The sequence below is a fragment of the Chitinophagales bacterium genome, assembly GCA_020636495.1.
Classification (GTDB): Bacteria; Bacteroidota; Bacteroidia; order Chitinophagales; family Chitinophagaceae; genus UBA5543.
The window spans coordinates 1320932-1341237 of record JACJXQ010000008.1 but is presented as its reverse complement, the minus strand read 5'-3'; the positions used below and the strand labels follow the sequence as shown (position 1 = coordinate 1341237).

Genomic DNA, 20306 nt, shown 5'->3' with positions numbered 1-20306 from the left:
GTGTATATTGCATGTAAATTATGCTCCATGATGGTACGCTTACTTACTATCCTATCAGTTATGTTGATCACGATTACTGTTGACGCCCAACTAAACAATGGCCTGGTTGCGCATTGGGATTTTAATAGCAATACCAATGATGTTTCCGGGAATGGACATAATGGTACTGCGTATAATATCAACTACACCAATGGCAAAGCCGGCGCTCCCAATACTGCTGCTAGATTCAACGGCACTAATAGTTATGTGTTCGTCCCCTACCAGAGCGACCTGAACATGAATCAATACAGTATCTGCGCACTGATCAAACCAACAGGTTATTATACAGGTGTCTGCCAGGTAAATGTTATTCTTGCAAGAGGAGTAGAGCCTCAACAAGGCTATTATCGCTTGTGCTATATGGATAACATATACGACAATGGCAATTGTAACCTCCTGGATACTTCAAAAGAAGTGTTTATGACCAATGCAGGCAATGTAACCGAAGTTAACGCATTAAACTCGAGAAAATATACTCCGACCATAGTCACTCAAAACTGGTATTGTGTGGTTGGAACTTTTGATGGCTCACAATACAAACTGTATGTAAATGGTGTTCTGAAAGCTACTACTGCAATAAGCAGCGGCACCATAGGATCAACTACAGATGCTCTTGCGATAGGTGCCTATAAATTCGGTCCACAGGCTGCTACATTCCCTTACTGGCTCAATGGTGTACTTGACGACCTGAGGTTATACAACCGTGCACTCAGTCAGAACGAAGTGGACAGCTTTTGCAACCTGTTTTCTACACCCATTGTTACTCCCGAGGTCTCCATATCCCAACCCATATCTCCAACATCATTTTGCCCCGGCGATAATTTCCTTTTGTACTATACGGTTACCTCTCCTTTCAAAACAGGCAACATCTTCACCGCACAGCTTTCCGATGCTACGGGCAGTTTTGCCAGCCCGGTTAATATCGGATCTGTTACTGCTACCGGTCCCGGTGTTATCAGTTGCACCATACCTGCCAACACACCCCAGGGGACAGGTTACAGGGTGCGCATACTGGCTTCAAACCCATCAAAACTTTCTGCTGATAATGGTGTAAACCTCACCGTCAACGAAGGACCACAGGTAAGTATTTATGGAGATACTGCGGTATGCATCAATGACACTTTAAAACTATATACCCAGGTTACTCCTCCCGGCACAAATATCAATTGGAAAGGCCCCGGCAGTTTCAGCAGTACAAGCCCCAATATCATTATACCCAACGCCAATTATTCCGACTCCGGCAGATATGTAGTTACCGCCGACAACAATGGGTGTAAAGCATACGATACGGTATATGCTATTGTTGACAGCCTCAGCTTTAAGCTCGGAAATGACACAACACTCTGCGAGCATGAGTCTTTACTCTTATACACCGGCACAAAAGGCACAAGCCTGCTTTGGAGCGACGGCAGTACTGCTGACACCTTTAAAGTACAAACAGGAGGAACATTCTTTGTTACAGCTACTCTTGGCAGTTGTTCCCTAAGTGACACTATTAAGGTAGAAATAAAGTATGTGCAGGTAATGTTACCTACCGATACAACGGTTTGTCCCGGTAGCTTAATAACAATATCCGTAGCTGATACTTTTGACAAGTACATCTGGAATACAGGTGCTACCACTCCGTCTGTTACTCTCGATACCTCCGGTATTTTCTGGCTGACCGCATTCAAAGGCCCTTGTTACGATATCGACAGCTTCAGCATCAAACATATGTCTCCTTACTTCCTGCTGGGTAATGATACTACTGTCTGCAAAGGAAGTACACTCACCCTATTTGCCCAGTCACTGCCTGATAGCAGATATGTATGGCAGGATGGTACCACAGGGCCGGAATACAATGTAACATTACCCGGATTCTACCATGTCACGGCACACAATATGTGCGGTATATTCGCCAGCAATATTGAAGTAGACTTCTACCCCTGCGAATGTAACCCATTTGTACCTAGCGCATTCACTCCTGACGGTAACGGACTCAATGATAAAATAGGGCCTATTTTAGATTGCAAACCTGTATACTACAGGTTCCTTGTTGTAAACAGAAGAGGACAGGTAGTGTTTGAAACCGAAAAATATGGCGACAAATGGGATGGCAGATATAAAACCATCCCATCGGGTATGGATACCTACTTCTACATGATACAAACCACAGATGTATTAGGAAATAAAACAATACACAAAGGAGATTTCCTATTGTTACGATAATAACAGGCAATAATTTTACTTGTTAATTTGGTTTAAAATGGGGATTGTTAATAACCCCGAACACATTGCCCCACGGGTCTTTTACCGATGCTATTATGATACCTTCGCCAACATCAGAAGGCTTTTCATGTGCAGTAGCACCTGCAGCTATCAGTTTATCTACTGTCGCCTGCACGTCATCAACACCCCAGTAGGCTGAAACATTATCACCAGCAACCATTTCATCAGGCTGGGGGTGCAGCCCAAGCTCATAGCCACCCACATTATACCCTACATAATATGGTGTATTGAAGTAGGGTTCAATGCCCAGGATATCAGTATACCATCGGGTTGCAGCCTTAAGGTCAGGCATCATATACACAACAGTTCTCAACCCCTGGAATGTGTTACTCATAGTTGGTGCGTTTGTGCCAAAATATCAAATGTCCCTGAACTATTCTTGTTATTTTTGACAGGTACAAACATTTTTTATGATCATTGGTATTGCAGGACCCTACTCAGCTGACACGGAGGAACAAAGACAGGAAAACCTTGCTGCACTTAATAACGCGGCAGCACATTTACTCAGTATAGGCCATACACCTCTTATTGGTATAAACGCGGCACTACCGGTCATCAGGCAATCAAAAACAAAAACACCTTACGAGGATATTATGAAGATATCCATGGCTGTGATTGACTGTTGCGAAGCAATACTACTCATAGCAGAAAGCCCGGGTGCCAACCGTGAACGGGACTTTGTTCTTTCAAAAGGGCTTCCTGTATATTATAATATTAGCGAAATATCTCCTGCATAACTTTACAACCTTCTGAATACATTATTATACTATCTTTGCGCACCATTACTGATTTTTAAATATCTCTTGCCGGTATGGCTGTAATCATATTTTTCGTTATACACCACTACCTGTCACTATTTTCCCAGACATTTTTTCAGCATCGATATGCTGCACATGGTGCATTCACTATGAGCAGAGGCTGGGAGCGCTTTTTTTACATTTTTACCTGGCTGACGGAGGGCTCTTCATACCTAAGTCCCAGGGCCTATGCGCTGATGCACCGCATGCACCACGCCTATGCCGATACGGATAAAGACCCGCACTCTCCCCTGCATTACAAAAACGTTTTTGCAATGATGTGGGCTACAAAAACCATGTACACCGATATTTTTGACAATAAATTCCCGGTAGAAGAGCGATTCACAAAGAACCTGCCTTCGTGGGATAGCTTTGATCGTTTTGTACATGGATGGGGTCCACGTGTAGTATGGGCTGCAGGTTGTACCGCATTTTACGTGTACTTCGCTACCGCATGGTGGCAATGGCTTTTACTCCCTATCCAGCTTATGATAGGTCCTGTTCACGGCGCTATTATCAACTGGTATGCTCATAAATACGGTTATAAAAACTTCAAACTAAAAAGTACAGCTGTTAACCTGCTGCCTGTTGATGTCATCATGCTGGGAGAAGCTTATCATAACAACCACCACAAGCGTGCGTCTCACCCTAACTTTGGTGTACGCAAGTATGAGTTAGACCCGGTATATCCTTTTATCAGGCTGTTCAATGCAGTTGGCATTATCAAACTAAAGAAACTACCAACGGAGTTTATCGAGACGGACTTTTAACGAACTAATTCCTGCAGGTATGCAACGGCATTCTTCAACCTGCTGCCATACCAGCTGAACATCTCGCCGTCAACAAGCATTACTTCTGTATAAGGTAATACTTCCTTTACCTCGGTAATATGTTGCTCCTTAAAAGGGAATGGCTCTGATGATAACAGTATTAGCTCCGGCTGATACTTTTTGAGCTCCTCAAGTGTTACTTCCGGGTAGCGTGTCTTGCCGGCCAATATATTCTGCCAACCAATAGTACGTATCATACTGTGTATAAAAGTATCATTCCCGACACTCATCCACGGACTGCGCCATATCATATATGCTACTCTTTTAGGTGTGTTGGCTTTATGCAAGTCGTTAAAGCCTTGCACTATCTCTTCTACCAGCTTATTCGCCTTACCCTCCATACCTGTCACCTGGCCCAATGCCTGTATCATATTCAATGCTCCGGGCAGGTTGGTAATATCACTCACCCATACAGGAAATTCTTTTTCCAATAGTTCTATCTGCTCCTGTGTATTCTCTTCTTTATTGGCGATGATAAGGTCTGGCTGCAAAGAGCGTATCTTTTCTATATCCAGCTTTTTTGTCCCGCCTACCCGCTCTTTATTACGAAACCACTCATCAGGATGCACACAAAACTTGGTAATGCCCACCACTTCTCTCTCCAGCCCCAGGTCGTACAATAATTCGGTTTGAGATGGTACAACACTAATAATTCGTTCCGGGTAGTAATTGAACGTTACCTCCCGTCCCATCTGGTCTATTACAGTTCGCTGCATTACTCAAATTTCCTAAAATAGAACATGATAAAAAAAGTGAATAGCGCATCTGCCGGAAATATCGTATCAGTAAAATATACTTTGTCCATCTGGTCAGTCAGTACAAATCGTAACGCAAGGTTCAGCGTTGTAAGCCCTATATAGGTTATGGCAGCCCATTTTTTCATATCGCATACAAACAGCCAGCTTATCGTGTACAACAGCATGATCAGTGGCTGAACAAGGATCAAACCACCAACAGGGTCAACAATATTATCATACAGCAGGTATAATAAAAACCCAACATGAAATATTGCTATCCAAGGAAAAACTACAGGTGGCTTCTGCCACATTCTTTTATAAAACGGTTCACTCATTTACAATACAGGTTATGCTGCAAGCCACGAAAGTAGCTAAATCATCATTATTTCTATTGCGCAGACGGATACAAAAGCATTTTGTGCTGTACATGTCTCAATTATTAACCCGAAGTTGCTATCTCACAAACTCAAAATGCATGTAAAAAATAATACCTATATTGTGTATTAAACCTACCTTTTATGCGAACACTTTTTTCACTTCTTTTCATCTCATTTTACGCCTGTACTACAACCAATGCACAATATGTATTTACAGGCCTGGACATTAATCCAGGCTCTTCCGCGTCGTCACCAATTGCCATGACCGCCATAGATACACTACTGTATTTCAGGGCTCAGCACTCTGCTTATGGAGATGAACCCTGGATATCAGATGGAACCGTAAATGGCACCCGCTTGCTCAAAGATATTGCTCCGGGTACGGCTTCTTCGGCAGCTAAGAGTTTTACCGGGTATAACGGCAAAGTATACTTTTCTGCAATTAGCACAAACGGCGATGAGCTGTGGGTGACTGATGGCAATACAAATGGCACAGTACTGTTGAAGGATATCAACCCGGGTAGCGGAAGTTCAAGACCCGCATACTTCTTCGTTAGTGGCCGTAAATTGTTTTTTTACGCCGATGACGGGGTTCATGGCAATGAATTATGGATGTCGGACGGCACAGCAAACGGAACAGTCATGTTGAAAGATATATGGACTGGTCCAGACGGACAAGATCCTAATATCGATCCATCCTTCATAGAGATTAATAACAAAGTATATTTTATTGCGACCAATGGTTCACAGGTTCAAGGTTATGAACTATGGACAACCGACGGTACTACTAACGGAACGCAGCTGGTTGCAGACATTCGTCCGGGCCTTGCAACCAGCGGACTGAGAATGCTTACGAAATACAACAATAAGTTGTACTTTTTTGCTAACGCGGGATCGCCTGACTATGGCAGCTTATGGGTAAGTGACGGCACCTCCAATGGTACGCACATGGCAGTTGATCCGGTAACCGGCACACAAATTTATGACGGGCCAAGTTCTGCCGGACTTGTAAATAACAAAATACCAGTGTGCAACAACCTGATGTTCTTTGGTGTCAATCGTATCTCCAACCAAAACATCAACAATCTTGAACTCTGGGTCAGCGACGGAACACCAAATGGAACAAAACAACTCAAAGATATCTATCCCGGCCTGTATGGTTGTGAACTGGACTACTTGCATGTGGTTGATAGCCTCGTATTCTTCTTTGCCAATGACTCTTTGCATGGTAAAGAGCTTTGGGTTACTGACGGCAGTACCTCAGGCACTCGCATGGTACACGACATCCGTAAACAGGTCGGTTTTGGTTGTAGTCCGATGTTTGTTTCTCCTTATGCAAACAAGTTGTTTTTCGGTGCGTACGATACCTCGTCTACCACCTCTTATGCCGACCTATGGGTGAGCGACGGAACAAGTAACGGAACAAAAAAGATAAAGCCATATGGCATAAAAGGAATGTCCGGCGACAGTCGTTTCGACCCGGTTGTATGTCATAACAATATGTTTTTCACGGCATGGTTCGATTCTACCGGGATAGAATTGTGGGTACTCCGGGATACCAATTACCACGCTGACACCTCGCCCCCCGCTTCAATACATAACATTACTGACAAATACGAATGCTCAATTGCTCCCAACCCTGCCCATGACAAATTAAAGGTTTCATGGAACATAAGCTATGAAGACGCACAGATTTCAATCATTGACCTTACCGGGAAAACACTGTTGAACAAGCCTGTACTTGCAGGACAAAACAGTATTGAAATTGTCTTACCAAATATTTCCTCGGGCATATATATAGTCAACATCCAACACAAATATGGAGTTGTAACGAAACGTCTGGCAAAAGACTAATAAAATACCCGAAAAAGTGAGCCCCCGCAGATTACGGGGGCTTACTAATTCCAAATTTCTAAGGTTTTAAGCATTATTTACTCAATGCATTAATAATATCATACTTCGTAAGTATATGGTATTGGCCGCTATCGTCTTTTGCCAATACAGCACCATTATCTTTACCTATTGCACTGCTTAGCCTGTCTAATGGTAACGACATTTCAACTACAGGCATCGGAGCTTCCATCACATCTGCCACATTAAAATCTTTCACGTCGTGGTTGTCGATCATTTTTTTGAACAATCCCATCTGTGTAATAGTACCTGTTATTTGCGTTTCTTTCATCACAGGTATCTGCTCAATATCATACTTCTTCATCAGGTCGAATGCCTGGCTTACTTTAGCATCTTCATCTATTGTCACCAACCTGCGGCGGCCAAGCCCTCCCAGCAGATCTCCGACAGTTTCCACATCCAGGAATCCCCGGTCCAGCATCCACTCATCGTTGTATATCTTACCTACATAACGGCTACCATGGTCGTGAAAAATAACAACTACAAGGTCTGTCGGTTTCAGCCTGTCTTTCAATTGATGCAGACCGGCTATAGCACTACCTGCAGAATAACCTACAAATATACCTTCCTCTTTCGTGATCTTACGTGCCATTACAGCACCATCCTTGTCAGTTACCTGTTCAAAATGATCAGCCACATCGCGTATGTAATTCTTGGGAAGGAAATCTTCACCTATCCCCTCCGTAATGTAGCTATGTACTTCATTCATATCCAGCTCACCGGTACGGTGCCACTTGGTCAGTAAAGAGCCATAGCTGTCTATTGCCCATACCTTAATATCAGGGTTTTGCTCTTTCAGGTACATACCGGTACCTGTCATAGTACCTCCGGTGCCTGTAGCTACAACCAGGTGAGTCACCTTACCTTCCGTCTGGTGCCATATCTCGGGGCCTGTCTGCTCATAATGCGCCAACCTGTTGGCCAGGTTATCATATTGGTTCACATACCAGCTGTTGGGTACTTCTTTGGCCAGTCTTGCCGATACAGAATAGTAAGATCTCGGATCTTCCGGCTCTACATCCGTAGGACACACTATCACTTCTGCTCCAAATGCCTTCAGTATATCTGCTTTTTCCTTACTCTGCTTATCAGTGGTCGTAAAAATACATTTATAGCCACGCTGTATAGCCGCTAGTGCAAGCCCCATACCTGTATTACCTGATGTGCCTTCTATGATAGTACCTCCGGGCTTTATCAGGCCTTGTTCTTCGGCAACATCCAGCATTTTTACCGCCATACGGTCTTTAATACTGTTGCCTGGGTTAAAATAATCCACCTTTGCATACACAGGGCAGGGCAGGGTCGATGTTACCCTGTTCAGCCTGATGAGTGGCGTATTACCTATCGTTTGCAGAATGTTGTCGTAAACCTTTTTGTCAGGAGTCATAATGTGCTTTGAATTACTGCGCGAAGGTAAAAAAAATTGTTGGGAGGCTTGAATTAACCGATATGCAACATACACACCATGCTCAATATTCAGGTAGCACGTATATCTATGCATTCATCTTTCTAAAAATTAAATACCTGGCTCGATTGTTGTATAAACAACAAATTATCTATCTTCAGATTTAATTAAACTAAACAGCTTATGAAACGTACTTTACTTTTAACCTTTACAGCAGGTTTCCTGTTCGTAACGCTATCCAGCAATGATAACGGTGCGTCCGGTACCCCTAACGGAATTCAAACTGCTAAAACCGGGTGTGGCGGTGCAGGTTGCCACGGAGGTGCTGCAGCAACAGGCACTATTTCAGTCAACCTGGTAGAGAAATCAACCAGTATGCCGGTTACTAATGGTGAATACAAACCAGGTTCAACGTACATTGTAACACTTGCCTCTACTGCAACAGGCGCTACAAAATATGGCTTTATCGCTATGTTCAGCACCCCATCCAATACACAGGCAGGCACCTTAGCCAATGCAACATCGGCAAAAACAAAGATCACTGCCAAGTCTTCATTCCTTGTAGCGGAACATAGCTCTCCCATGAGCCCTGTTGCCGGCTTCTTCGGCGCTGTCTTCGAATGGACTGCTCCTGCCAAAGGTACCGGTGATGTAACGGTTAACGTTGCAGTAAATAACTGTAATGGTAATGGATCGGCAGACGCTGGTGATACATACAACCTGGGTACAGCTACTTTTAAAGAAGGCGCCCCAGCGTCTGTATATGATATCAATGGAGGCATTACAGTTAGCGCGTATCCTAACCCTGCCGCAAATACGCTTAATGTAGCTATCAGCAATACTTCTGCTAACAGTTACCAGTATGCTATTTACAATATCAATGGTGCAGTATCTGCGAAAGGCCAGCTGTACAATAATATAAATAGTATAGATATAACAGCATTACCGGCTGGAATAAACTTCCTTAAGATAACTGACGGCACATCACAAAAAGTAATCAGTTTCAATAAGCTTTAAGTTTAAACTCTGGTAAACGTCATAACAAAAAGGCTGCCAATGGCAGCCTTTTTATCTATAGTAAGTTATTGCTTATACTAACATTGTTACCGGGTTCTCCAGATGGGCTTTCAGCGTTTGCAGGAAACGTGACCCTACCGCACCATCCACTACCCTATGGTCGCAGCTGAGCGTTATCTTCATGAGCTGACGGATAACCACCTGTCCCTTTTCTACCACAGGGGTTGGTGTTATTTTACCTACTGCCAGTATGCAGCTATCCGGCGGATTGATGATGGCGGTAAACTCGTCTATATCCATCATACCCAGGTTAGAGATGGTAAAGGTATTACCGCTGAACTCTGGCGGCTGCAGTTTTTTATTACGTGCTTTTTCAGCCAGTGCTTTTGCCTCCTGTGCTATCTGTGACAGTGATTTCTGATCTGCGAATTTAATAACGGGCACTATCAGGCCATCATCAATAGCCACCGCGCTACCAATGTGTATATGATGGTTCTGGCGGATCTTATCTCCCATCCAGCTACTGTTTACAAACGGGTGCTGGCGCAGCGCCATAGCACATGCTTTTATCACCAGATCGTTGAACGATACTTTTACCGGAGACACCTCATTGATAGCCGTGCGCGACTCCATTGCCTTGTCCATCGTAATGGTCATGGTCAGGTAGAAGTGCGGAGCGGTAAACTTGCTTTCGCCCAGCCTGCGGGCAATAGCTGCACGCATCTGCGATACCGGCACATCTGTAAAGCTTTCTTCTCCGACAGCAGCTGTTTGTGGTACAAACGCTGTACCTGCCGCTTGTTGTGCAGGGGCCTGTGATGGTTGGTAATTATCTATATCACGCTTAATGATACGGCCTCCGTCACCGGAGCCTTGTACATTATGCAGGTCTATACCTTTGTCTTCTGCCAGCTTCTTAGCCAGTGGCGATGCTTTCACACGGCCATTCTGGCTACTCTCTGTTGCAGATGCAGCAACTGAATGTGCGGTAGTTGCAGCGGAAGGAACAGCCTGTGGCGTTGCTGTTTCCTGCGTTGTAGCTTCGTCTTCACCCTCGTCATCCAGATAAGGTTCTATGTCTGTGCCTTCTTTACCTACTATTGCAATAATGTCGTTTACTTTAGCGGCCTCACCTTCTTTCACGCCAATGTACAGCAGGGTACCTTCAGCATAACCTATCACTTCCATAGTAGCCTTGTCTGTCTCTACATCAGCCAATACATCATCGCTTTTCACCTTGTCGCCTACCTTCTTGTTCCATGCCACGATCTTACCTTCTTTCATCGTATCACTCAGCAAAGGCATACGGATAACGGTTGCATCTCCCGACTTTGGCTTACCGGATTTTTTCTTGGGAGCAGCTTCTTCAGCAGCAGGTTTACTCTCTGTTGCAGGAGCATCATCTCCTCCCTTATCTTCCAACAGGGCCTTATAATCTTCCCCTTCTTTCCCTATTACTGCGATGACATCATTCACTTTTGCAGCCTGGCCCTTCTCAACACCAATATACAGAAGGGTTCCGTCCACATATGGCATCACCTCCATGGTAGCCTTGTCAGTCTCTACATCGGCTATCACATCGTCACTTTTTACCTTATCTCCAACCTTTTTATGCCATTCGGCTATCACACCTTCCTTCATCGTATCACTCAGAAGTGGCATACGTATCGCTTCGGCCATGAGTTCTCTTTATTTTTAGAGGTCAAAAGTAATCAATTCCCCTTTTATTTCACCTTTAATTGCCTGCTTTCACCCTTTCAGGGCAGACATAGCAGGATATGCCATATCATCAATAGTCCAGGTGCAGGCCCAGCGAGTCTTTCAGCCTTCCCAGGTCAGGGTTTTTCGCTACCATTTCGTCAAACATATCCTGCTTGCTGAGCACCTTGGTTTGCTGTTCGGCTATAATGTCTTCATCCTCTTGTATCTCTGTGGTCACACGTACCATAATGCCCGTCTGCTCGCGGTAATACTCCAGTATCTCGTTCCGGTGCTCTTTGGCATAGGTATCGGTAAGCACGGAGGGACTTATTAGGCACACCTCGTCCGGCTTGCGGAATTCGGGTTTGATATTTGTCAGCTGGGCATACAACATCATTTTATTGGCAGCCTGCATGTTTTTCTTGAATTGCTCATACAACTGCATCACCACATCTTCCGTCAGTTCCTTTTTCTCATCTTTCTGGGTCAATGCCGTATTTACTGCATGGTCTATTTCGTCCAGCAGGTTGCTGCTGATACGTCGGCTGGCACCATTACTATTTGCTTTGGGGGCGGGTGGTGTATATGTTTGTTGTGGCGCTGGCTGCGGTTCTTCTTTCTTTACAGGTTGCGGAGTGGGCTCCTGTACCTGCTGTACGGGGGCGGGCGGTGCCTTGTATTCATTTACAGGCGTGGGCGGTGGTGCGGGAGTTGTAGCAGTTGGAACCAGCGTATCTACACTACCGGTGTTTTTTTTTACTTCACCAGGCTGCATAGCCTGGAGTAAGTAGCAGAGCCTGATGAGGCACATCTCCACATGCAGCCGTTTGTTATTGGCATTGCGGTAGTTCATCTCCGCCTCGCTCACTACGTTCAGTGCCGATATGATGAACGACGGTGGTGCCTGGTTGGCCTTTTCGTGATAAATAGCTTTATGCTCGTTGGGCACATCCAGCAACTTGGCCATGCGCGGGTCTTTGCACAGCATCAGGTTGCGGAAATGTTCGGCCAACCCTTCCAGTATCACATCTCCTTCAAAACCTCTTTCCAGTGCGCTGTCCAGTTGCAGCAGCGTACTGCTTACATCCTGTGCCAGCATATGGTCTACCAGACCGAAGTAAAAATCGGCGTCCAGCAGGTTCAGGTGCTCCATGGTATTGTTGTAGGTAAGCATACCATTGGTAAAGCTTACTATACGGTCGAACATACTCAGTGCATCCCTCATACAACCCTCGCTCTTCTGTGCTACTACGTGCAGTGCGGCTTCCTGCGCCACAACGCCCTCTTTAGTGGCGATGCTGTGCAAGTGGGTAGAAATATCGTCTGAAGTGATACGCTTGAAATCGAATATCTGGCAGCGGCTCAGGATAGTTGGTAATATCTTATGCTTCTCCGTTGTGGCCAGGATGAATATGGCGTACGAAGGTGGCTCTTCCAGTGTTTTCAGGAAGGCATTAAAAGCCGAGGCACTCAGCATGTGTACCTCGTCTATGATATATATCTTGTATTTACCGGCCTGTGGTGCGAACCTCACCTGGTTCACCAGTTCCCGGATGTCATCTACCGAGTTGTTACTGGCGGCATCCAGCTCAAATATGTTGAACGAGGTATGGTTGCTGAAGCTCTGGCAGGTACTGCACTTGCCGCAGGCCTCCATATCAGCGGTAGGCGTTTCGCAATTGATAGTCTTGGCCAGTATACGCGCGCAGGTGGTCTTACCCACACCGCGCGGACCACAAAACAGGTAAGCATGCGCCAGGTGATTATTCCTGATAGCATTCTTGAGCGTGGTGGTAATATGCGCCTGCCCCACTACCGTATCAAAGGTTTGCGGGCGGTATTTACGTGCTGAAACTATGTAATTGTCTGACATACCCTGTTAAGTCAAAAGTAAAAAGTAATCGGCCAAAAGAAAAAAGAAGTTTTGCCCAACATATTTTATAATTCAATATTCAAAAGTTTGTTGTTTAGGTGTTCGATTGTTAAGTAATGTTAACTGATTCATGTTTTTTTCATTGAGGTTAACAATTGGCAGGGGTGGTGTTTTGTCCGGCGCGGGTGGTTGTCCCCCTATCCCCCTCCCGCTATAGCGGGATTTCATTCCGGGGAGACGCATTTCTTCTGAATTGGACGGCGCGAGGGGTCCACGCCTGAACGGCGTTTGCCTTTCATCCTTGACATCGGGGGACCGTTCGTTTTGTGTTTCTTCATGCGTGGTAGAAATGGTGTTGCGCGAGGTCGCTTCCTGCGTATCTGACGAGGCAGATACTTCGTCGCGAAGACGGGCGGTTGGGGTTTGTTCTGTGGTTTGGGAGATGAGGACGTTGACCTGTTGCTGGAGCGTGGGGGTGTTTACGTAGACAGTTTGGGTGCGGCGCCATGTGGCGGGGTCGGACAGGAGCCTGTAAAAATTCTCGAGGCGGGTGTCCATATCTATGGCGCGCAGTACGGCGTATATAGGCAGGTCGTCCTCTACCTTCTCGTAACTGTATTTTGTTTTTATGTGTCGTACCCGCTTTGTCTCACCTGTAATGATCTTTGTGAGTACGGCTCGTTTCTGGTTGATGGTGAGTAGCTGCTCTTTGAGCACGCTGCCCTGCTCTTCTTCTATTTCGCGCAGGGCACGCTCATGTACACGTTGTTCTGTTTCGTGTATCCATGCCGATACATCAGGGCGGGCCATGAGCCGCGAAGCGGCTGCATAGAGCGACTTTGTGCTTGCTTTGGGGTAGGTCATTTTGTAGGCTACGCCGGGGTCGTGGGTCTGCAGATAGTTGAGGCAGAACTGTAGGTGTCTCGGATTCATAGTGATAAATTAAACCCCTCCGACTCCCCTAAAGGGGAGAGCTATAGGGTAGGTAAACAATCATCCTGCCGGGCAGGATATTTACAATAGCAAATATACGTAATTTATATCAATATTGCAATTTTTAATTGTCTGAATTGGTCCCGACAGCTATCGGGATCAAGGATTGGAGGATTTACAGGAAAGCGGCATTCGGCGAACATTTGTTTAGCAGACGATCAACAGCTCAATTATATTCAGGCATAGGTATCCCGAATACCGGTTGGGAGACCAGGTGAATCTGTAAGACACAGATGCCCTGCGGAACATCTGCGCCAGAGGAAGATGGCGGTGCTATCAGGCCATAACTATCCTGAAATCACATATGTACAATTTCCTAACAGTATGTTATTGGCGGATATATATTACCGTATTTATGATAGCGGGCTTAACTTGTCCCCAAAATAAAAGACACACACAATGATCAAACCCCTTACCTCCTGGCGGTTCGTCTTTGCCATCCTGGTATTCCTGAGCCATATGTGGTTTTTGGAATTTGAGGCAGACCCATGGGTAGTAGATATACACAACTACTTTTTTATGGAGGGGTTCATCGGGGTGAGTTTCTTTTTTATTCTCAGCGGTTTTATTCTCAGCTACAGCTACCAGGAAAAGATACTGAACGGCACCACGAGCTTCTCAAGTTTCTGGAAAGCCAGATTTGCACGTATCTATCCCCTGCACCTGCTTACCCTGCTTATGGCCATGCCCCTGATGTTGCACGAATCGTTCATCAATTTTGTGAACAAGCTGATACTGAACGCACTGCTGTTGCAAAGCTTTATACCATCAGACGGTTTTTACCTGACCTTCAATGCCGTGTCGTGGAGTTTGTCGGACGAGATGTTCTTTTACCTCTGCTTCCCGTTCCTGGTGTTTTTATTGGTGAGCACACGCAACCGTTGGCTGGCACTGCTACCTTACTTTATCATTGTGCCCATAGGCATATACCTGACAAGGGATGTCTTTCACCACGCGTTGTTCTATGTAAACCCCATTCTGCGCACCGGTGATTTTGTAATAGGCATGATGCTGTATAAGCTCTACGCCAACAGGAAAGATATTGAGTACCTGAACAACCGAAGGTTTGCCAGCGTAGCAGAGGTGTTTACCGTATTGCTGCTGGGCGCATTCATCTACTTTCACGACCAGGTGGCCATTGGTTACCGCTACAGCATATATTATATGCTGCCTATGAGCCTGCTGGTATATGTATTTGCTTACTCAAAAGGTGTTATCTCTGATATACTGTCAAATAAAACGCTTGTATTTTTAGGTGATACCAGCTTCAGCTTTTACCTGCTGCACATACTGGTGTTGCGCTACTACATTATACTACAGGAAAAATATGCCTTCATTCCGCATGGCTATGCCGCAGCGGCAATAATACTGGCAGTAACTATTGCAGGCAGTATAATAGCCTATAAGTATTACGAAATACCGATGAACAGCTATGTGAAGAAAAGGCTCAGCGACAGTAGGAAAACACCGAAGGCAAGAGTTACCGCCTACGAGCGGTATAAAGGCATACCCGCAGGCCGTGCAGGCGAGGCCAACATGCCTGTTTAGTCTACATATTCGTTGAAAAGTCTTTCCAGAGTCTCATCCAGGTTATCAGTAAGGCCGGGGTGTGGCCGCGAGGTTTGTATCACGGAGCTGCGCACGGCGGTAAGCCAGCGGAAACGGGATGCAATGTCGAGCGAAGCAATGTTACCACCATCCTTATCGCCGCCACATACTTTGAGCAGTGCATCGAGGTTAGCACATATCTGTGCGGTATCAGCCTTGGGGTCCAGTACCTTCAGGCGCTCTTCGTCAAGGTGTACTTTGCAATGCAGGTAGCCACTCTTTGAGGCACAGAGTATCACGCCGACGTTGATGAACTCCTCACGTTCGACCCTGGGCACCACGCGGATGACCGCATACTCATATAAGTGCTTTACCGCCATTTTTGCGCTTCGTTTACAAAGTTATCAGAATTGCGGAGCCTTAACAGCAGGAATTGTGCATATACTTCGCGTTGCTCAGCGGGCGTGCCCGACTCGGGCATGGCCAGCAGCCAATCGTCGGGCAGGCCAGATACGATATTGTCTATCACTTCTTCCGTCAGCAGCTGTTTGTATGCCTCATTCACCTGTGCCAGCTTTGATGCCTTGGGCAACAATACATGGTCTTTTATCATTGGGAATGCAGAGATGGCCTGTTTCTCCCAGTTGTCCCAGGAATGATGGAAAAGGAATGCCGCGCCGTGGTCTATGAGCCATAGCTCGTTGCGCCACATGAGCATATTGGTATTGCGGAATGTCCTGTCGACATTGGTAATATAGGCATCCAGCCATACCACCTGTGAGGCCGGGAGTTCATCCACGGGCATAGCCACGGGATCGTAATTGACAGCGCCGGACAGGAAGTGCAGTGCCAGGTTGAGCCCTTTGCTGGCTTTGAGCAGGTCTTGTATCTCCTCGTCGGGTTCGGTACGTCCAAAAGCTTCGTCCAGCATAGCATACACCAGTTCGGGCACTTTCAATCCCAGCACCCGGGCTATCTCGCCACCCAGGTATTCGGCTATCAACGCACGTTCGCGCTGCCCCGCCCCCCTGAACTTGAGCACATATTTAAAACCATCGTCAGCCTCGGCAAGAGCGGGCAAAGAGCCTCCTTCGCGCAGCGGCAGCATATACCGCAGCACATTCACCGTACGAAGGTTCAGTTGTTCTGTCATTGTGTAAAAATAAGCTACTGCGATAAAAGAAAATGCATTTCCCGGCTGAACAGGAAATGCATTATGCATATATTATTCCGGGTATAACCCCGCTATTATTACTTAACAGAATCGTATGGAGATACCGGTATCAATACCTCTACCACATCGCAGCCTTTTACGGTTATGTGGTATTCTTTCACAACGGGGTTTACTTTATAACCGCTGGCCTGTGTTGCCACTATGTAGTACGAACCTTTGAATACAGTCTTTTCAGTTTCAGTACGTCCTGCAATAGTGGGTTCCTCCATATTGTCTATCGTGATATTATATGGATTAGCTGATTTGTTGACAAAATGGATCTTACCATCCTTGCATGCATCTTCAGTAGTAGTATTCTTGGTGCAACCAACAAAGAACAATGCAGCGAATAGTAACGTAAAAATATTTTTCATTATCAGTAATTTTTCGAGTTGCTAAAATATCATTAATAAATGAGAAATAACAGGGGGTGATACGTCAAATATCAAAAACAAATGCTCATTTACAGTTATAACTACTTTAAAGCGTTGAGCAATGCGTTGATGTCGTCCGGGGTATTATAATAATGCATGCTGATGCGGATATTGCCCCGCTGAGAGCAGACAATACTATGCTTCTGCAATTTATCCCAAATGCCGTTCTCTTCTTTTAGAAATACGATAGAGGCCCTGTTCTTTGTATCAGCCTCACCGATAAGGGTGACATCAAGGTCTTGTAAGCCATCTATGAGCATTTGGGTAAGGGTGCGGTTGTGCTGCTCAATGTGCTCAACTCCCCGCTTACGTTTATCATTTATGGCAGCATTGAGTACCGTAAAACCATACATATTCGGATGACCAGGCTCGAAGCTTAATATACCCGGTTCGTAAACCGGTTTGCCGTCTTTTATGCGGTAGCTGTTGTTGCCACCTACTGCCGGAGTGTACCTATCAAAGAACCTGCTATTGACATATAATATGCCGGTGCCAAAGCCCGCATTCATCCATTTGTAGTTGCTGGCGATGAGCACATCCACATCCAGCTCAGCCAGGTTGATCTGTATAGCTCCTAAACTTTGTGTGGCGTCTACTATAAACAGGATTCCATGCTGCCTGCAAAAGCTGCCCAGATCAGCCAGGTCTATTTTGTAGCCCGACATCCATTGTACATGGCTTACGGCCAGTATATTGATATGTTCGCTGAGTAAACGTTCTTTTATTTCATCAACAGGTATAGTGAAACCATCCATGTCCTTCACCCATGTAATATTAAACCCGTTGATTCGGAAAGGCTCCAATAGTGAAGGGTAATCGGCTGCATAGGCCAGCACTTTCTCATTACCCGTCAGCGAGTGCACCATGGCATTGATCCCCCAACTGAAATTAGGTATCAACGCTATATTGCCCACATCCGCACCCAGGAAATCAGCGATATTCTGCCTGATGAGGGGCTGCTCAATGTCTCTCCATTTTTCAGCACGGGAACTGGCATTGGCTGACAGTTCAGCATAAAATTTATTGGCCTGTTCTGTAAACTCTGCGGGTAATATTCCTGTAGCGGCGGTGTTGAGGTATGTTGACATAGGATAAAGTTGGGGATTTTTTTTGCAACAAAAAAACAGCCCCGAAATTCGGGGCTGTTTTAATTATATCTCAAAGCAGTTACAACTGCGTTTGATTATTTGATAATTTCAGTAACCTGGCCGGCACCTACTGTACGTCCACCTTCGCGGATAGCGAATTTCAGACCTTTTTCCATCGCGATCGGAGCGATCAGTTTAACAGTCAGGTTAACGTTATCACCAGGCATAACCATTTCAACACCTTCAGGCAGCATACACTCACCAGTTACGTCCGTAGTACGGAAGTAGAACTGAGGACGGTATTTGTTGAAGAATGGCGTGTGACGACCACCTTCTTCTTTGCTCAGTACGTATACCTCACCTTTGAAGTCAGTGTGCGGAGTGATGCTCTTAGGAGCGCAGATAACCATACCACGTTTGATATCTTTTTTCTCAATACCACGCAACAGGATACCGGCGTTATCACCAGCCTCACCACGGTCAAGAAGTTTTTTGAACATCTCAACACCAGTACAAGTAGAAGTCAGAGGAGAGTCATTGAAACCAACGATCTCAACGTTGTCACCCACTTTGATCACACCACGCTCGATACGACCAGTAGCAACTGTACCACGACCTGTGATAGTGAATACGTCCTCAACAGACATCAGGAACGGCTGATCAACAGCACGTGGAGGCAGTGGTATCCACTCATCCACAGCTTTCATCAGTTCCAGTACTTTCTCAACCCACTGAGGCTCTCCAGCCAAAGCGCCTGTAGCAGAACCCTGGATGATCGGTGTGTTATCACCATCATATTCGTATTTACTCAACAGTTCACGGATCTCCATTTCAACCAGTTCCAGGATCTCAGGATCATCAACCAGGTCTACTTTATTCATGAAAACAACCATACGAGGAACGCCAACCTGGCGGCCTAACAGGATGTGTTCTTTAGTTTGTGGCATCGGACCATCAGTAGCAGCCACCACCAGGATAGCACCATCCATCTGTGCAGCACCTGTAATCATATTCTTTACATAGTCGGCGTGACCAGGACAGTCAACGTGTGCATAGTGGCGAGTATCAGTAGCGTACTCTACGTGTGCAGTGTTAATCGTGATACCACGCTCTCTTTCTTCAGGAGCACCGTCGATCTCATCGTATCCTTTTTTAGCTGCCAAGCCTCTTTCTGATAAGATAGTTGTGATCGCAGCAGTCAATGTAGTTTTACCATGGTCAACGTGACCGATAGTACCAATGTTAACGTGGGGTTTATCCCGCTGAAAGGTCTCTTTTGCCATTTTTATTTTTTTTAAGCGATGTTTTAAATTGTTTCTTCTTTTATCAATTGATGGCCTTCGGCCTTTTCAATACCGTTTTTTTCTTATGAGCTGTTGAGCAGGATTGAACTGCCGACCTCTTCCTTACCAAGGAAGTGCTCTACCACTGAGCTACAACAGCTTTTGTTTTTTTTTCGCCCTGTCAACCTTCACGCCAAAAGCGTGATGCTCTACCACTGAGCTACAACAGCTTTTGTTATTTCCTCAAAACAGGGTTGCAAAGTTAAGCAAAACCATGTTATAAACCGAGCTACAACAACTTTAAGAACTTGTTATAAAACCTTACGTTTTCGACCAAGCATAAGCTGCCTGATGAAAACGGGTGTTATTAACGAGCGGGAGACGAGGTTCGAACCCGCGACCTACAGCTTGGAAGGCTGTCGCTCTACCAGCTGAGCTACTCCCGCTAATACTGCTTATTGCAGTATGCCAATACAGATAACAGTTATAAACTGCATGCTGCAAAAACATACTGCAATCTATTTAAAAAATGTGGGCAGAGAAGGATTCGAACCTCCGTACTCGTGAGAGAACAGATTTACAGTCTGTCGCCTTTAACCACTCGGCCATCTACCCTCCTGATATTTCCTCCCGGAGGACAAAACTTGAACTCCCAAAAAGAGCCGCTTGCCGGAATCGAACCAGCGACCTACTGATTACAAATCAGTTGCTCTACCAGCTGAGCTAAAGCGGCTTATATCGATCTTAAGAACTTGCCCGCGTTTCAAACGGGATTGCAAAAGTAGGTAACAA

At 45.5% G+C, this 20306-nt stretch carries 18 protein-coding genes and 4 tRNA genes; 6 read left to right on the top strand and 16 right to left on the bottom strand.

Features of this window, described 5'->3' with window-relative positions; translation table 11 throughout:
• Window positions 1-27: 27 nt before the first annotated feature.
• Complete coding sequence (locus H6550_05790; GenBank protein ID MCB9045630.1) at window positions 28-2247, top strand: gliding motility-associated C-terminal domain-containing protein; 2220 nt, start codon at window positions 28-30, stop codon at window positions 2245-2247.
• Window positions 2248-2269: 22 nt separating this feature from the next.
• Here the strand turns inward: H6550_05790 and H6550_05785 are convergent, their stop codons facing one another.
• Window positions 2270-2641, bottom strand: coding sequence for a VOC family protein (locus H6550_05785; protein ID MCB9045629.1), 372 nt, complete (start codon window positions 2639-2641; stop codon window positions 2270-2272).
• A 76-nt stretch (window positions 2642-2717) separates the two neighbouring features.
• Here H6550_05785 and H6550_05780 point away from each other — a divergent pair, with 76 nt between their 5' ends.
• Together H6550_05780 and H6550_05775 are read left to right on the top strand one after the other, a co-directional pair.
• Entirely contained in the window at window positions 2718-3044 is a 327-nt protein-coding gene (locus H6550_05780; GenBank protein MCB9045628.1) for a DUF4406 domain-containing protein, read from the top strand.
• 74 nt (window positions 3045-3118) lie between these two features.
• The gene (locus tag H6550_05775) at window positions 3119-3874 is read left to right on the top strand and encodes an acyl-CoA desaturase (GenBank protein MCB9045627.1); all 756 of its coding nucleotides are present in this window, start codon (window positions 3119-3121) and stop codon (window positions 3872-3874) included.
• Here the strand turns inward: H6550_05775 and H6550_05770 are convergent.
• Together H6550_05770 and H6550_05765 are read right to left on the bottom strand one after the other, a co-directional pair.
• Entirely contained in the window at window positions 3871-4650 is a 780-nt protein-coding gene (locus tag H6550_05770; GenBank protein ID MCB9045626.1) for an ABC transporter substrate-binding protein, read from the bottom strand. The two genes, H6550_05775 and H6550_05770, sit on opposite strands and share 4 nt — an antisense overlap.
• Entirely contained in the window at window positions 4650-5006 is a 357-nt protein-coding gene (locus H6550_05765) for a hypothetical protein (GenBank protein ID MCB9045625.1), read from the bottom strand. The genes H6550_05770 and H6550_05765 overlap by 1 nt, the downstream gene beginning before the upstream one ends.
• Window positions 5007-5189: 183 nt before the next feature.
• On the opposite strand from H6550_05765, the gene H6550_05760 reads away from it, so the two are divergent.
• Window positions 5190-6902, top strand: coding sequence for a T9SS type A sorting domain-containing protein (locus H6550_05760; GenBank protein ID MCB9045624.1), 1713 nt, complete (start codon window positions 5190-5192; stop codon window positions 6900-6902).
• Window positions 6903-6975: 73 nt separating this feature from the next.
• On the opposite strand, the gene H6550_05755 is transcribed toward H6550_05760, so the two are convergent.
• On the bottom strand, window positions 6976-8346 hold the full coding sequence (locus tag H6550_05755) for a pyridoxal-phosphate dependent enzyme (GenBank protein MCB9045623.1): 1371 nt from the start codon (window positions 8344-8346) through the stop codon (window positions 6976-6978).
• A 201-nt stretch (window positions 8347-8547) separates the two neighbouring features.
• Here H6550_05755 and H6550_05750 point away from each other — a divergent pair, with 201 nt between their 5' ends.
• The gene (locus H6550_05750) at window positions 8548-9381 is read left to right on the top strand and encodes a T9SS type A sorting domain-containing protein (protein MCB9045622.1); all 834 of its coding nucleotides are present in this window, start codon (window positions 8548-8550) and stop codon (window positions 9379-9381) included.
• A gap of 72 nt (window positions 9382-9453) precedes the next feature.
• On the opposite strand, the gene H6550_05745 is transcribed toward H6550_05750, so the two are convergent.
• The 3 genes from H6550_05745 to H6550_05735 form a co-directional block, all read right to left on the bottom strand.
• Window positions 9454-11061, bottom strand: coding sequence for a pyruvate dehydrogenase complex dihydrolipoamide acetyltransferase (locus H6550_05745; GenBank protein ID MCB9045621.1), 1608 nt, complete (start codon window positions 11059-11061; stop codon window positions 9454-9456).
• A gap of 109 nt (window positions 11062-11170) precedes the next feature.
• Complete coding sequence (gene dnaX / locus H6550_05740) at window positions 11171-12955, bottom strand: DNA polymerase III subunit gamma/tau (protein MCB9045620.1); 1785 nt, start codon at window positions 12953-12955, stop codon at window positions 11171-11173.
• Window positions 12956-13027: 72 nt separating this feature from the next.
• Window positions 13028-13888 (bottom strand): hypothetical protein, encoded by an 861-nt coding sequence (locus H6550_05735; protein ID MCB9045619.1) that lies wholly within the window; start codon window positions 13886-13888, stop codon window positions 13028-13030.
• Window positions 13889-14347: 459 nt separating this feature from the next.
• On the opposite strand from H6550_05735, the gene H6550_05730 reads away from it, so the two are divergent.
• Entirely contained in the window at window positions 14348-15496 is a 1149-nt protein-coding gene (locus tag H6550_05730) for an acyltransferase (protein MCB9045618.1), read from the top strand.
• Here the strand turns inward: H6550_05730 and H6550_05725 are convergent.
• The 9 genes from H6550_05725 to H6550_05685 form a co-directional block, all read right to left on the bottom strand.
• Complete coding sequence (locus H6550_05725; GenBank protein MCB9045617.1) at window positions 15493-15876, bottom strand: DUF3037 domain-containing protein; 384 nt, start codon at window positions 15874-15876, stop codon at window positions 15493-15495. The two genes, H6550_05730 and H6550_05725, sit on opposite strands and share 4 nt — an antisense overlap.
• Complete coding sequence (locus H6550_05720) at window positions 15867-16649, bottom strand: aminotransferase class I and II (protein MCB9045616.1); 783 nt, start codon at window positions 16647-16649, stop codon at window positions 15867-15869. The genes H6550_05725 and H6550_05720 overlap by 10 nt, the downstream gene beginning before the upstream one ends.
• Window positions 16650-16747: 98 nt before the next feature.
• On the bottom strand, window positions 16748-17083 hold the full coding sequence (locus H6550_05715; protein MCB9045615.1) for a hypothetical protein: 336 nt from the start codon (window positions 17081-17083) through the stop codon (window positions 16748-16750).
• 101 nt (window positions 17084-17184) lie between these two features.
• Window positions 17185-18231: an aminotransferase class V-fold PLP-dependent enzyme gene (locus H6550_05710; protein ID MCB9045614.1), complete on the bottom strand. Its 1047-nt coding sequence runs from the start codon at window positions 18229-18231 to the stop codon at window positions 17185-17187.
• Between the two features lie 95 nt (window positions 18232-18326).
• Window positions 18327-19514 carry an elongation factor Tu gene (gene tuf, locus H6550_05705; GenBank protein ID MCB9045613.1) on the bottom strand — a complete coding sequence of 396 codons (1188 nt, stop codon included), beginning with the start codon at window positions 19512-19514 and terminating at the stop codon, window positions 18327-18329.
• An 88-nt stretch (window positions 19515-19602) separates the two neighbouring features.
• Window positions 19603-19674: transfer RNA gene (locus H6550_05700), tRNA-Thr, on the bottom strand.
• A 213-nt stretch (window positions 19675-19887) separates the two neighbouring features.
• Window positions 19888-19960, bottom strand: a tRNA-Gly gene (locus tag H6550_05695).
• 86 nt (window positions 19961-20046) lie between these two features.
• Window positions 20047-20129: transfer RNA gene (locus H6550_05690), tRNA-Tyr, on the bottom strand.
• Between the two features lie 45 nt (window positions 20130-20174).
• Window positions 20175-20247 (bottom strand) — tRNA-Thr (locus H6550_05685).
• Between the last annotated feature and the right edge of the window lie 59 nt (window positions 20248-20306).

Coding starts and splice junctions, on each gene's coding strand:
- H6550_05710 (MCB9045614.1), bottom strand. CDS start 18,231: ATGTCAACATACCTCAACACCGCCGCTACAGGAATATTACCCGCAGAG.
- H6550_05765 (MCB9045625.1), bottom strand. CDS start 5,006: ATGAGTGAACCGTTTTATAAAAGAATGTGGCAGAAGCCACCTGTAGTT.
- H6550_05755 (MCB9045623.1), bottom strand. CDS start 8,346: ATGACTCCTGACAAAAAGGTTTACGACAACATTCTGCAAACGATAGGT.
- H6550_05715 (MCB9045615.1), bottom strand. CDS start 17,083: ATGAAAAATATTTTTACGTTACTATTCGCTGCATTGTTCTTTGTTGGT.
- H6550_05775 (MCB9045627.1), top strand. CDS start 3,119: ATGGCTGTAATCATATTTTTCGTTATACACCACTACCTGTCACTATTT.
- H6550_05730 (MCB9045618.1), top strand. CDS start 14,348: ATGATCAAACCCCTTACCTCCTGGCGGTTCGTCTTTGCCATCCTGGTA.
- H6550_05760 (MCB9045624.1), top strand. CDS start 5,190: ATGCGAACACTTTTTTCACTTCTTTTCATCTCATTTTACGCCTGTACT.
- H6550_05720 (MCB9045616.1), bottom strand. CDS start 16,649: ATGACAGAACAACTGAACCTTCGTACGGTGAATGTGCTGCGGTATATG.
- H6550_05785 (MCB9045629.1), bottom strand. CDS start 2,641: ATGAGTAACACATTCCAGGGGTTGAGAACTGTTGTGTATATGATGCCT.
- H6550_05790 (MCB9045630.1), top strand. CDS start 28: ATGATGGTACGCTTACTTACTATCCTATCAGTTATGTTGATCACGATT.
- H6550_05780 (MCB9045628.1), top strand. CDS start 2,718: ATGATCATTGGTATTGCAGGACCCTACTCAGCTGACACGGAGGAACAA.
- H6550_05735 (MCB9045619.1), bottom strand. CDS start 13,888: ATGAATCCGAGACACCTACAGTTCTGCCTCAACTATCTGCAGACCCAC.
- H6550_05770 (MCB9045626.1), bottom strand. CDS start 4,650: ATGCAGCGAACTGTAATAGACCAGATGGGACGGGAGGTAACGTTCAAT.
- tuf (MCB9045613.1), bottom strand. CDS start 19,514: ATGGCAAAAGAGACCTTTCAGCGGGATAAACCCCACGTTAACATTGGT.
- H6550_05725 (MCB9045617.1), bottom strand. CDS start 15,876: ATGGCGGTAAAGCACTTATATGAGTATGCGGTCATCCGCGTGGTGCCC.
- dnaX (MCB9045620.1), bottom strand. CDS start 12,955: ATGTCAGACAATTACATAGTTTCAGCACGTAAATACCGCCCGCAAACC.
- H6550_05750 (MCB9045622.1), top strand. CDS start 8,548: ATGAAACGTACTTTACTTTTAACCTTTACAGCAGGTTTCCTGTTCGTA.
- H6550_05745 (MCB9045621.1), bottom strand. CDS start 11,061: ATGGCCGAAGCGATACGTATGCCACTTCTGAGTGATACGATGAAGGAA.